This is a genomic window from Pseudomonas putida (assembly GCF_028682175.1).
In the GTDB taxonomy this organism is placed as follows: Bacteria; Pseudomonadota; Gammaproteobacteria; order Pseudomonadales; family Pseudomonadaceae; genus Aquipseudomonas; species Aquipseudomonas putida_AD.
Map to the genome: position 1 here is coordinate 46,396 of NZ_JANHKS010000012.1, position 13,133 is coordinate 59,528.

At 62.7% G+C, this 13,133-nt stretch carries 11 protein-coding genes; 6 read left to right on the forward strand and 5 right to left on the reverse strand.

Translation table 11 applies throughout. The annotated features are described in order from the left end of the window. Positions 1–109 precede the first annotated feature (109 nt). The 3 genes from NPS29_RS10945 (at position 110) to NPS29_RS10955 (ending at position 2,033) form a co-directional block, all read left to right on the forward strand. Positions 110–445 (forward strand): hypothetical protein, encoded by a 336-nt coding sequence (locus NPS29_RS10945; RefSeq protein WP_274132545.1) that lies wholly within the window; start codon positions 110–112, stop codon positions 443–445. Between the two features lie 89 nt (positions 446–534). Continuing rightward, complete coding sequence (locus tag NPS29_RS10950; RefSeq protein WP_274132546.1) at positions 535–1,107, forward strand: TetR/AcrR family transcriptional regulator; 573 nt, start codon at positions 535–537, stop codon at positions 1,105–1,107. Between the two features lie 62 nt (positions 1,108–1,169). Continuing rightward, on the forward strand, positions 1,170–2,033 hold the full coding sequence (locus tag NPS29_RS10955; RefSeq protein ID WP_274132547.1) for an SDR family NAD(P)-dependent oxidoreductase: 864 nt from the start codon (positions 1,170–1,172) through the stop codon (positions 2,031–2,033). Between the two features lie 168 nt (positions 2,034–2,201). Here NPS29_RS10955 and NPS29_RS10960 read toward each other — a convergent pair whose 3' ends face one another. After that, positions 2,202–2,543, reverse strand: a complete 342-nt coding sequence (locus tag NPS29_RS10960) for a carboxymuconolactone decarboxylase family protein (protein WP_274132548.1) — start codon at positions 2,541–2,543, stop codon at positions 2,202–2,204. Positions 2,544–2,656: 113 nt separating this feature from the next. Between NPS29_RS10960 and NPS29_RS10965 the strand changes: the two genes are divergently transcribed. After that, the gene (locus NPS29_RS10965; protein ID WP_274132549.1) at positions 2,657–3,571 is read left to right on the forward strand and encodes an AraC family transcriptional regulator; all 915 of its coding nucleotides are present in this window, start codon (positions 2,657–2,659) and stop codon (positions 3,569–3,571) included. Here the strand turns inward: NPS29_RS10965 and ligD are convergent. Further along, positions 3,568–6,174, reverse strand: a complete 2,607-nt coding sequence (ligD, locus tag NPS29_RS10970) for a DNA ligase D (protein ID WP_274132550.1) — start codon at positions 6,172–6,174, stop codon at positions 3,568–3,570. The two genes, NPS29_RS10965 and ligD, sit on opposite strands and share 4 nt — an antisense overlap. Positions 6,175–6,237: 63 nt before the next feature. After that, on the reverse strand, positions 6,238–7,173 hold the full coding sequence (locus NPS29_RS10975) for a Ku protein (RefSeq protein ID WP_274132551.1): 936 nt from the start codon (positions 7,171–7,173) through the stop codon (positions 6,238–6,240). Positions 7,174–7,424: 251 nt separating this feature from the next. On the opposite strand from NPS29_RS10975, the gene NPS29_RS10980 reads away from it, so the two are divergent. Together NPS29_RS10980 and NPS29_RS10985 are read left to right on the forward strand one after the other, a co-directional pair. Then, positions 7,425–8,606, forward strand: a complete 1,182-nt coding sequence (locus tag NPS29_RS10980) for an MFS transporter (protein WP_274132641.1) — start codon at positions 7,425–7,427, stop codon at positions 8,604–8,606. A gap of 128 nt (positions 8,607–8,734) precedes the next feature. After that, positions 8,735–9,457 (forward strand): SDR family oxidoreductase, encoded by a 723-nt coding sequence (locus NPS29_RS10985; RefSeq protein ID WP_274132553.1) that lies wholly within the window; start codon positions 8,735–8,737, stop codon positions 9,455–9,457. 141 nt (positions 9,458–9,598) lie between these two features. On the opposite strand, the gene metC is transcribed toward NPS29_RS10985, so the two are convergent. Together metC and NPS29_RS10995 are read right to left on the reverse strand one after the other, a co-directional pair. After that, positions 9,599–12,340, reverse strand: coding sequence for a cystathionine beta-lyase (metC, locus tag NPS29_RS10990; protein WP_274132554.1), 2,742 nt, complete (start codon positions 12,338–12,340; stop codon positions 9,599–9,601). Between the two features lie 160 nt (positions 12,341–12,500). After that, on the reverse strand, positions 12,501–13,097 hold the full coding sequence (locus tag NPS29_RS10995) for a cysteine dioxygenase family protein (protein WP_274132555.1): 597 nt from the start codon (positions 13,095–13,097) through the stop codon (positions 12,501–12,503). Between the last annotated feature and the right edge of the window lie 36 nt (positions 13,098–13,133).

Sequence of the window (13,133 nt, forward strand, 5' to 3'; positions counted from 1 at the left end):
ACTGCGCGTGGTCGGTTCAACGACCATTTCGTCCGCCCGGGCAAGTTGCCGGGAACACCGCGCATTCCCCGTGCGTCACAACTTAAGCACTGACCATGGAGGCAACGAAATGAAAACCGTGATCACCCTGCAAGAACTCGCCGAAGCGGACCTGCGGCCATACAAGGAAGTCTGGCTGACTTCGGCGCAAGCGCTGGCTGAAAGTGGCCATAACGAAGACGAACTGTGCCTGTGGCGTTCCGACCAGGCCTTTACCCACGACATGATGAGCGAAGGCACCCATGACCAGAACCTGTCCGGGGTGTGGCTGGTGGTCGACGACATCGACGACCCGGACCAGGTCATCGACATCGAAAACGACGTGCGCCAGCGCTTGCAGGCGCTGGGGCTCAAAGGGGAGTTTTATCCTGCGCAGACGGGAGGGCGATTTACGTCGATGGGGTGATGCAGCAGCGTTTATCAACGCCGCACTTGCTTGTGGCTATCGATACGGCGTATAAATGAGCAACTACTCACTCATTACGCGATTTTCCCATGGCCCGCCCCAAGAGCGAAGACAAGCGCAACGCCCTGATCGACTCTGCTCTGCGAGTGTTCGCCGAGCAGGGGCTGGGCGCGCCGACGTCCAGAATCGCCAAGGGCGCGGGCGTGGCCGAGGGGACGCTGTTCAATTATTTTGAAACCAAGGACGACCTGCTCAACCAGGTCTACCTGGAACTCAAGGCCCAGCTGCGAGACGCGATGCTCCCCGGTTACCCGCGGGACAAAGACGTCAGGTCGCGCCTGCACCATGCCTGGCACACCTATGTCGGCTGGGGCGCGGCAAATCCTGAGAAGCGCAAGTCCATGGCACTGCTGATGATGTCCGATCGGATTACCGACGCCACCCGCGTCGCTGGCAGCGAGGCCTTCAACGACATCAGCGCCCTGCTGAACGAAGGCTCGGCCTGCAGTACCTTGCGCGACCAGACCCCTGCTTTCGCCGCAGCGATCATGCGCTCCCTGGCCGACACCACCATGGATTTCATGAGCAACGAACCTGAACTCGCCGAGCGCTACTGCGAAGCGGGCTTTGAGGCGTACTGGAATGCAATCGCAAGGGACTGATTTTTTTACCAAATAAATGAGTGCTTACTTACTCATATTACCTTAACGACAGGAGAAGCATCATGTCCAAAGTCTGGTTGATTACCGGAAGTGCCAGTGGTCTGGGTCGCAACATTGCGCAAGCGGTCCTGGCATCGGGGGACCGGTTGCTTGCCGCGGCACGCAATATTGAGCGCCTCGACGATCTGGTTGAACGCTATGGGTCGCAGGTCCTGCCTTTCGAGCTGGACGTTACCGACTCTGCTGCTGCGAAGGCCGCTGTACAGGCTGCAGTGGATACGTTCGGGCGCCTGGATGTACTGGTCAACAATGCCGGTTTCGGGCACATGCTGCCCTTCGAGCAGACCGAAGAAGGCGCGTTTCGCATGGAATTCGAGACCAACTTCTTTGGCGTGGTCAACCTGTGCCGCGCCGCGGTGCCGGTGATGCGTGAGCAGGGCTCGGGACACATCATTCAGATTTCGTCGGTGGGCGGGCGTCTGGCGACCCCGGGCATGACAGCCTACCAGTCGGCGAAATGGGCCGTGGGTGGGTTTTCGGACGTGCTCGCCACGGAAGTCAAACCACTGGGCCTGCACGTGACGACCCTGGAGCCAGGCGGCATGCGCACCAACTGGGCCGTGCGTGCGCGGGGTCATGACACCCCGGTGATGCCAGCCTATGGGGCGAGTGTCGGCATGATGTTTGACGTGCTGCGCAGAATCGCCGGCAACGAAAACAGTGACCCCGACCGGGTAGCGCAGGTGGTGCTCAAGGTGGCGCAACATGCTCAACCGCCTTTGCGTCTGTTGCTGGGCAGCGATGCTCTGCATTACCTGGGGCCGGTGGAAGCCGATCGCGCCGAAACCGCCGAACGCTGGAAAGCGATCAGCACGGCGGTGGATTTTGCGGCGCAAGGGTCGGTGCCGGAGTTGCCGGCGCACTGAGGTTTGGCGTAGTTGCACGGCTTGATGGCGATGGCGTTCTTGAGATCGCTCCCGCGGGCAAGCCCGGCTGCTACGGGGTTGGTGTTGTGCACAGGGTTTGTGCTCAACGCTTGACCCGTAGCAGCACGGCTTGCCGGCGGGGGCGGTCGTGAGTAGACGGCGAAGGCGTTATTTCTTCAACGCGTCATACGCTTCCAGCGCGTGCATCGAGTAGATATAGGCCGCGCCTGCATTCAGGGAGATGGCGGTGGCCAGTGCGGCGGCGACTTCTTCGCGGGTGGCGCCGGCGGCGATGGCGGCTTCCGAGTGCGCGCCGATACAGCCGTCGCAGCGAGTGGTGATCGCCACGGCGATGGAAATCAGCTCGCGGGTCTTGGCGTCAAGCACGTTGTTTTCCGCAGCCGCATCGCCAAGGGCCATGTAGGCCTTGACCATTTTCGGGTTGGATTTGGACAGCGAACCGAAAGATTGCTTGATGGTTGAAACGAGGTCGGACCAATTGCTGAACATGGTGGTATCTCCTGAGAGCGGCGACTAGACTGCGCCGGGAACACAGATAGTGTCCGCCAATGGCATTCGGGTAACTTGCTCGTTTGGCTCATTTCTTTGTCCGAAAGTCGCATATGAACGCCATCGACACGCTCATCACTCTAGCCCAGGTACGCGGAAGCCTTGACCTGCGTTGCCAGTTTCAAGGCGACTGGGCGCTGGACCATGCCCCCGAGGTCGAGGGGGTCGCGCCCTACCACGTGGTGCTGGACGGCCAGTGCCGGATCGAACTGCCGGGCGGTCGCCAGTTGAAGCTGGCCGCAGGCGATATCGTGGTGCTGCCCGGTGGTTTCGAGCACGTGGTGACAAGCCCCGGCGAGCGCGTCGCCAGCGGCCTCCCGGTGATCAGTAATGGCGGATTGCTGCCCATCAAGCGCTTCGGCGAGGGTGCCGAACTGGACCTGCTCTGCGGGCGCTTCCTGTATCAACCCGGCGCCCTGCTGTTCTCCGCGCTGCCCGATCATCTGCTGATTCCCAGCCAGGCCTTGAACGAGGGGGATCCGCTGCGCGCCCTGGTGGCGCTGTTGCGCAGTGAAGCAGAAGCCAATCGCGCTGGCGGCCAGTTCATGGTTAACGCCCTGACCTCGGCGCTGTTCACCCTGGTGTTGCGCGCCCATCTTGAACAATCACCACAGAGCGAAGGCAGCCTGGCGCTGTTGAGTGACCGCCGTCTGGGCCGGGCGTGGCAAGCGATGCTGCAGGACCCGGCCCACGACTGGACCGTCGAAGCACTGGCCGAGCTTGCCAGCATGTCCCGCGCCACCTTCATGCGCGCCTTCAGCAAACTGGCGGGGCGCTCCCCATGGGCGCTGTTGACCCAAGTGCGCATGCAACTGGCGTACGGGCTGTTGAGTCGTTCACAGAGCGGCCTGAGCGACATCGCCGCCCAGGTCGGTTATCAATCTCAGGCGGCGTTCAGCAAGGTGTTCAAGGACACCTACGGCATGGCACCCGGCCAACTGCGCCGCAGCCTCGACGCTGGCGTCTAGGCCGGCGGCTTGGCACCCAACCGCTTCCACATGGGTAGGGTGATGCGCTGGGTGTTCTTGTAGCCGGCCCAGGGGTCGGCCTTGAGTTTGCGCAGGCGTTTCTGCAGGTTGGCGATGGTCCACTGCCCCGACGACTTGAGGCCGGCCAGTTCATCCCGGGTGATCGGCACCGACACCGGCAACCCCGGCCTCGCCCGCGCCGAATAAGCCGCCACCGTGCTGGCACCCCGTGCGTTGCGCAGGTAGTCGATGAAGATCTTGCCAACCCGGTTCTTCGGCCCTGAGGTTGCGGTGAATCTCTCCGGCAACTGTTTCTCCATGAACTGCGCCAGGGCCTTGGCGAAGGCTTTCACGGTATCCCAATCGGCCTTGCGCGCCAGCGGCACAATGATGTGCATGCCTTTGCCGCCGCTGGTCTTGAGGAAGGCGTCCAGCCCCAGTTCATCGAGCACGGCGAGGGTCATCTGCGTGGCCTCGATCATGCTGCGCCAGGGCAACGCGGGGTCCGGGTCCAGATCGAGGACGAAATGGTCCGGCTGCTCGATCTTGTCGTAGGTCGAGCCCCAGGTGTGCAACTCGATGGTGCCCATTTGCGCAGCGCCCACCAGCGCCTGCACGCTATCGATCTCCATCAGCCGGGCGTGCCCGGGGTCCAGCTTGGCGTCCAGTTGCTTGATGTTGGGAATCGCCAGGCGCTCGGAATGTTTCTGGAAAAACTGCTCGCCCTCCACGCCTTCCGGACAGCGCAACAGCGCCACCGCTCGGTGATCCAGATGGGGCAGAATCCAGTCGCTGATCGACTCGTAGAAATGCGCCAGATCAACCTTGTGCAACCCGCTCTGCTTATCGATCACCCGCTCGGGATGGCTGATGACCACCCCTGCCACCTCAACCCTTTCTGCATCACGGGCCTGGCGTTTGCCGGGCTTCTCGGCAACGACTTCAGGCTCTGACGAACCCTTCTTGGAGGCCTTGGGTTTGAATGGCGCCTTGATGTCCTTCGGTGTTTTCGGGAATTCGTGGACGACCGCGCTGGCCGGCTTGTCACTGCGCAGCGCAACGAACGACGAGTGGCGGATGATGCCTTCGCGGGTCCACTCGCCGAATTCCACCTCGCCCACCAGCGTCGGCTCGATCCAGTGCACGCCACGGGCCTGGGCGCTGGTGAGCTTCTTGCCAAGGGGCGATGCGTCCTGCTCCAACGGTTTCATCTTGTCGAACAACTCGCCGAGCGTCTTCTGGCTGAACCCGGTTCCCACCCGGCCGGCGTAGACCAGCCCTGCGCCCTCTTCGTTGACGGCCAGCAACAGCGCGCCAAAGCCACTTCGGGTGCCCTGGGGCTTGGTGAAGCCGACGATGACGAACTCCTGGCGCAGCTTGCACTTGAGCTTGATCCAGTCAGGGCTGCGGCGAGACTGATAGACGCTGCCCGCACGCTTGCCGATTACCCCTTCGAGGGACAGCGAGCAGGCGCTTTCGATGATGTCGCGATGGTTGGCCGAAAACGCGTCGGAGAAACGCAGCAGCCGATTCTTGTGCTTGTTGAGCAGCTTCTTCAGGGCCGCGCGACGGTCTTCCACAGGCTTCTCGCGCATATCCTGACCGTTGAGAAACGGCGCGTCGAACAGGTAATAAACGATGTCTTTGGTGCGCTCGATCTCGAAGGCGTTCTGCAGCGCCTGAAAATCCGGCAGCCCGTCCTCGTTGAGCACCACTGCTTCGCCATCCAGCCAGCTATCCGGCGCTTCCAGTTCGCTCAACGCCTTGGCCTGCAAGGGCAGACGCTCGGTCCAGTCGTGACCGTTACGGGTAAACAGCCGCACCTCGCCATCACGAATGCGGGTCATGATCCGATAGCCATCGAACTTGATCTCGTACAGCCACTGACCGTCGGGCGGGGCATCCATCAGCGTCGCCAGTTGCGGGCTGAGTTTGTCGGGGATCGACGCCTTGCTGGTCTTGCTGGCCTTTTTAGTAACAGGAGCTGAAGCAGCGGTCTTGGCTTTGCGGCTTTTTGCGACCGGACGACCCTCGCCCACCGTCGCGCCGCTGACCACGCTTTCAGGCTTGTCGACGACGATGTCGTACTCGTCAGCCGAGCGCACCGCGTCATCCTTCTCCTTGATCAGCAGCCACTGTTCCTTGTCCCCGCTGCCCTGCAGGTGCGTGCGCACCAGCGCCCAGTCGCCGGTGAGTTTCTCGCCGACCAGGGTGAACTTGAGTTTGCCTTCCTTGTAGGTCTTGCGCGGATCGCCATGGGGCTGCCAGATGCCTCGATCCCACACGATTACATCACCGGCGCCATATTGGCCTTCGGGAATGTTGCCTTCGAAGGTGCCATAGCCCAGTGGATGGTCCTCGACATGCACCGCCAGGCGCTTGTTTTTCGGGTCCAGGCTCGGGCCCTTGGGCACGGCCCAGCTCTTGAGCGTGCCGTCCAGCTCCAGGCGAAAGTCGTAATGCAGGTTGCGCGCATCGTGCTTGTGAATCACGAAACTCAATGCGCGGGCCTTGCCGCCACGGGCCCGGCCTGCGGTTTCAGGAGGTTCGGAGGTGATGTCAAAATTGCGCTTGCGGGTGTACTCACTCACGGGTTTGGCCATGATCGGTTAAAACCTCTGCACTCTTCTCTTAGCCTCAGGCGCCGCGCGTTGCCGTCCACAACATCAGGACGCCTTGGTCGTTTTCTTCCTTGCAGGGGCGCGCCGTTTGGCCGGTGGTGCATCACCATCAACAGCAGCATCAGCGGCAGCGGTTTTGCTCTTGCTGGCAGATTTGGTCTTTCCCGGGGCCTTGGCGGAACCGCCACGGCTGCCCAGACTGCGTTTGAGCAATTCGGTGAGATCGATGACATCAGCAGATTTGCGCTCGGCCTGGCCGGCGTCGGTTTCCACACTCTCGATTTTGCCTTCCCGGGCCTTGGTCTCGACCAGCGTCATGATCTGGTCCTGGAACGTGTCACGGTACTCTTCGGCGTCCGGCGTCCAGTCGGTGGACATGTCCTTGACCAGACGCTTGGCCATGTCCAGTTCGCTCTTGTTGAGCTTGACGTCCGTGGCTGACTTGGGCAGATCCAGGCTGTCCAGCCCGTGTACTTCAGCGGGCCAGCGCAGCAACACCAGAATGATCGCCGATTCCAGCGGCATCACCGCCGCCAGATGCTGGCGCGTGCGAATCACCACATGGGCCAGCGCCACCTTGGCGGTGTCTTCCAGTGTCTGCCGTAAGAGAGCGTAGACCTTCTCGCCGCGCTTGTCGGGTGTAAGGAAGTACGGCGTGTCGATGTTTTGCAGCGGGATCTGCGTGCTGTCGACAAAACCGAAGATATCGATGGTCTGGGTGGACGCCGGGTGCGCAGCGCGAATCTCCTCTTCGCTGATCACCACGTAGCGGCCCTTCTCGTACTGCACGCCCTTTACGATGTTGTCCTTGGTCATCTCCTTGCCGGTGACCTTGTTGATGCGCTTGTAGCCGACCGGGTCCATGCTGCGTTTGTCCAGCCAGTCGAAATCGACCCCCTGCTGCGACGTCGCCGACACCAGCGCCACAGGAATATGCACCAGCCCGAAACTGATCGCGCCCTTCCAGATTGCCCGAGCCATGGTTTTATTTCCTTGAGGTGTATCCAGCAGTGACCGGGGCTGACGGGCAAAAGTTCTGAGCGTGCGACGGGTGCAGCGGCAGGCCGTTGGGGTATTCCTCCAAGGCATGAAACATATCCCCAGTCCCGACCTTCTTAACGCAACGAAAAAGCGTTAGCCTTCTCTCACTTCCTTTAAAGGCACCGATGCAGAGCCCCTGGCCTGCGCAACGGCACCTTCCTTGAATGCCCTTCGAGAATCCCATGACAGCCATGACTGACCTCACTCACCGAGCGACGATGACCAAAGGCCTGGCGATGCTGTTCGCCTTTTGCTGCGGCGCCATCGTTGCCAACATCTACTACGCCCAACCCATCATCGGGCTGATTGCCCCGGACATCGGCCTGTCGAGCACGCTGGCGAGCTTCATCGTGTCTCTGACGCAGATCGGCTATGCCTTGGGGCTGTTCTTCCTGGTGCCGCTGGGTGACCTGCTGGAAAATCGCCGGTTGATGATCGTGACCACCGTTGTTGCGATTGCCAGCCTTGCCAGCGCAGCCTTCGCCCAGACGCCCAACGTGTTCCTGCTGGCCTCGCTGCTGGTGGGGTTCAGTTCGGTGGCGGTGCAGATCCTTATTCCGCTGGCCGCTCACCTGGCCCCAGAGGAATCCCGCGGTCGCGTGGTGGGCAGCATCATGGGCGGCCTGTTGCTGGGCATCCTGTTGGCCCGGCCCGCGTCCAGCCTGATTGCCGACCATTTCGGCTGGCGTGCGGTGTTCGGCGTTGCCGCCGTATTGATGCTGCTGATCAGCGTGGTACTGGCCACCACCATTCCCAAGCACCAGCCCGCCCACAGCGCCAGCTACGGGCAACTGCTCAAATCCCTGTGGACGCTGCTGAGCAAACAGCCGGTGCTGCGCCAGCGGGCGTTTTACCAAGCGTGCATGTTCGCCACCTTCAGCCTGTTCTGGACCGCCGTGCCGCTGGAGCTTGCGCGCAATCACGGCCTTTCCCAGAGCCAGATCGCGATCTTCGCCCTGGTCGGCGCCATCGGTGCCATCGCCGCGCCCATCGCCGGTCGTCTGGCCGATGCCGGGCATACCCGGGTCGCCAGCCGTTTTGCGATGTTGTTCGCCGCCCTGAGTTTTCTGCCAAGCCTGGTGCAGCCGTCCTACGCAGTGATCGGCATGGCGGTGACCGGCATCGTTCTGGATTTCTGCGTGCAGATGAACATGGTCCTCGGTCAGCGCTCGGTCTACGCCCTGGACGCCAAGAGCCGCAGCCGCCTGAATGCGCTGTACATGACCAGCATTTTCATCGGCGGCGCCGCAGGCTCGGTGATTGCCAGCGCCCTGTACGACCACGGCGGCTGGACCTGGATCGTCATCGCCGGAAGCGCGTTTCCCCTGCTGGCGCTGCTGGTGTTCCTGAAGAACTCGGCACACGCTGACTAATTCGCTTTTGTAGGAGTGAGCTTGCTCGCGATAGCGGTGTATCAGTAACCGATTTGGTGATTGACGCACCGCTATCGCGAGCAAGCTCACTCCTACAGGGTGCCACTCACTTTTGATGGAGACTTCAGATGTCCCAACGTACCTTCCTGATCACCGGCGCCACCAAAGGCATTGGCCGCGCCTTGTCCGAACACCTGGCAGCAGCCGGTCACCAGGTGGTGGGCATCGCCCGCAACGCCGATGACCCGACCTTCCCCGGCGTGCTCATCGCACTGGACCTGGCCGACAAGGCCCAGACCCGCTGCGGCCTGGCGGAACTGGCCCAGCATTACCGCTTCGACGGCCTGGTGAATAACGTCGGGCTGGTGCGCCCGCAGCCCCTGGGGCAGATCGAACTCGAGGACTTTGACGCGGTGATGAGCGTCAACCTGCACTCTGCCCTGCTGGCGACCCAGGCCCTGCTACCCACCATGCGCGAACAGGGCTGGGGCCGCATCGTCAACATCTCCAGCCTCACCGTGCTGGGCATCACCCAGCGCACCGCCTACGCCGCCGCCAAGGCCGCGCTCATTAGCTTCACCCGCTCCTGGGCGCTGGAACTGGCGCAGACCGGCATTACGGTCAATGCCATCGCCCCCGGCCCGACCGAAACCGAACTGTTTCGCCAGAACAACCCGGTGGGCAGCGAAGGCGAAAAACGCTATCTGGCGGGAGTGCCCATGGGCCGCTTCGGACAGCCAGACGAAATCGCCTCGGCAATCGCGTTCCTGCTGTCCGAGCAGAGCGGATTCATCACCGGGCAGACGCTGTTCGTCGATGGTGGGGCTTCGGTGGGCAAGGCGGGGTTCTAGGCTTACGCCAGTCCTGTGGAAGGCGCTTGTGGGAGGGAGCTTGCTCGCGACTGCGCCAGGTCAGACAACGCCGTGGTGCCTGCGCTGACGCTGTCGCGAGCAAGCTCCCTCCCACAGGGCTTCGCGAACCCGCGGGGGCGGTCACTGGATTGCTGCGAAGCCTCGCTCAAGGTCCTCGATCAACGCCTTCACATCCTCCAGCCCCACATGCAGCCTGAGCAAAGGGTTGAGCTGTCTGTCGGCGGGGTTATCGCGGTCGCCCACGCTGGCGACGATGATCAGGCTTTCGAAGCCGCCCCATGAAGCGCCCAGGCCAAACAGCTGCAGGGCGTCGATGAAGTGTTCGAGGTGCGCCGGATTGCTGTCGGCCAGTTCGAAGGTGAGCAGGCCGTTGCTGCCGTTGAAGTCCCGCTGCCACAAGGCGTGATGAGGATGATCGGGCAACGCCGGGTGGAACACGCGCCTGACCTTTGGATGCTGTTGCAACCAGCGAGCGATCTGCAGGGACTGGCGCTGGTGCACGTCCAGCCGCGCGGCCAGGGTGCGGGCGCCGCGCAACACCAGGTAGGCATCGTCCGGGCTGACCGTGCTGCCGAAAGTATCAGTCATCACTGCCAGCGGTTGCCACACCGCCTGGGTGGTGCACACGCTGCCCATCATCACATCGCTGTGCCCTGCCAGATACTTGGTCAGGGCCATGATGGAAATGTCCGCGCCCAGTGTCAGCGGCCGGTACTGATAGCCCGAGCCGTAGGTGTTATCCACCGCCAGCAGAATGTTGCGCGACTTGCACAGCGCGGCGATTTTCGGCAGGTCGGCCAGCTCGAACAGTAGCGAGCCCGGCACCTCGGCGTAGACCATACGGGTGTTGGCCTGCAGCCGTTCGTGCAAGCCGCTGCCATCGGCATTGAAGTAGCTGTACTGGATGCCGAACGGCTTGAGGAATTCTTCGGCGACCTGACGCACCGGCGAGTACACCGCATCGGTGATCAGGATGTGATCGCCCGGGCGAAGGTAGGTCAGGAACACCTGCGCCACCGCCGCAAGCCCGGTACTGAACAGGCGCGTGCGATAGCCGCCCTCAAGCTCGGTGACCAGGTCTTCCAGTTCGAAGGCAGTGGGATTGCCACGGGCGCCGTAGGTCAGGACGCGCTCGGTGTCGCGGCGTTTGCGGGCCTCGCGCATCTCGCTCAGGGAATCGAACAACACCGTGCTCATGCGCGAAACCGGTGGATTGACGCCGCGCACGCCGCTGCCTTTCTCGCCCCTTGCGGCATGCACCAGCCGGGTACGCACCCTGTTTTCCCCGGCACTCGCTGCCAAAGGCTTGAGGCTGTCGATCTCCTGTTGGGTCATCTGCCCCAGCAAGCCGATCTCCCAGGCCAGGTACTGGCGGGCGGCATCCTTGTTGCCGGAGTGACGGTCATGGGTGAAGAACAGAAAATCGATGCACTGCTCGTTCGGCGGGTCCTGAGGGCTCGCGCTCACTGGAAAACCCGCAGCCTGCCAGGCTTCGAAGCTCAGCCAGCGGGCTGACTGGCGCTGCGCCTGGGGCAAATCCAGCGCGGCGATGGCCGCCACCTGTGGATCATCGGCCACCAGCACCAGCGGGCGGGTTTCATCCTGAAGATCATCGGCCAGACGCGAGCGGATAGACCAGCGCGAGCCCGCGATGTGCCCCTTGCGATAGGCCATGCTGGCGCGCAAATCCCGCAGCACAACTGCGCTGTCAGCGAGCAGATCAGCCAGCTCGGCGGCATCGATTTCCGTCAGCGCCTGGGCCGCGTCAGCAGTATTGAGAGGCAGCGCCAGACCACTCTGCAGGCCACCCTCCAGAACATAAGCCTGATGCCCCAACTGCCGCAGCCAACTGGCGACGATGGGTGCGCGCACGCCATCGTTATCGACCAGCACCAGCCGCGCCCCGCGTACGCCAACGTACAGGTCGGTGGATTGAACCAGTTGCCCGCCCGGCGTGTGTTGCGCGCCGGGCAAGCTGCCTTCGGCGAATTCTTCTGGGGTGCGCACATCGCAGAGGAACAGGCTGCGGGCCGCGTCCTGCGCCCAGGCCTTCACTTGCTCGGCATTCACCGTCTGCACGCCAGCGCGCCGGGCCAGACGCTGCGCGGACTCCTGTTGCGCAGTCAGCGAGGCGCTGGCCGGAACAGCCGGGTAGCGTCGGGTGCTGCCGTGCTCCAGGGCAAGGTCGGCCAGGTACCAACCTTGCGTGCCGTTCTCCAGCGCGTACACCGGGTTCTTCACCCCCAGATCGATGAGGGTCTGGGCGCCTATGATGCTGCGAGTCCGGCCCGCGCAATTGACCACGATCGGGGTGGTTTCATCCAGCACCAGCTCAGGCAGGCGATACCCCAGCTCGCCGTTGGGGCAGCAGATGGAACCGGGGATGGTCATCTTGCGGTATTCATCGAAGGGCCGACCATCGAGCAGCACCAGCGGCTGGCCGCTGGCCTGCCATGCCGCCAGTTCGGTGGCGCTGATGTGGGGCGTGTGGCTCGCTTCTTCGACCCGCTCACCGAACGCCTTGGACGGCACGTGCACGCCGGCGAACAGTTGTAGCCCTGCCGCCTGCCAACCCTGGGCACCGCCCTCGAGTACATGCACCTGGGTATAGCCCAGCGCCTGTAACCGCTGCGCGGCACGGATGGAAACGTCGCTGCCGGTTTCATCGTAAACCACCAGTCGCACGGCAGGGTTGGGGGCCAACCGACGCACTTCCAGTTCGAGGCGGCTATAGGGCAGGTTCACGCCGTGGAACAGGTGCGCTTCGCCATACTGGCCGTGCTCGCGGACATCGAACAGGGCGATTTCCTGCCCGTCGAACAGCCAGGCTTGCAGGTGGTGCGGGGTGACTTTCTGGGTCATGGCATTCTCAGTGCTAATCAGACGGTACGCTCTCCCGTAGCAGCGCGGCTTGCCGGCGGGAGCGGTGTGTCAGACGATGAATTCGTCACAGGTACACCGCCCCCGCCGGCAAGCGGAGCGCCACCCGGCCGTGCTGCTACGGGTCGAGGCCTGGTTCATATCAAGCGTAGGCCTTGATCGATGGGGCCATTTGCGAGGCGTTGTAATTCAGGACCTTGCCTTCGGTATTAACCCCGTAACGTCCGTTCAGAGACTCAAGCGGGCGACCGTAGAGGTGGAAATGCAGGGTCGGCGTGTCGCCATCGACCTTGATGCCGTGCAGGTCTTCGCCCAGGAAGCTGATCGAGGTGCCCGGTTGCACCACCACTTCTTTTTCCAGTTCAAGACGGGCGAAGGCCGGGTCGCTGCCATCGTCGGTGCGGGCCCACACGTAGTTGATCTCTTGCCCCTGGACGGCAACGATCACCGCCCAGGTTTCATGGTTGTGCGGCAGGGTGCTTTTGCCCGGCAGCAGCGAATTCATGTACAGCGTCGGGGTGTCGCCGTCGTCGTTCAGGCGATAACGAAACGCCGTGTCACCCTCCCCCGGCACCGGCGCGGGAAAGGTGTCGAAATTGAACAGATCCCGCCGCTCGGCCAGACCTTCCAGCAGGCTGACGATTTGCTGCAGCGCTTCACGATCGACGCCGCGCTGGTGAATCAGGCGAATCTGTTGCAGGAATGCCTCGATCACGGGGCTGCGGGTTTCAATGCTCATCAGGTGCTCCTTTTATTAGATTCAAATACAACACGC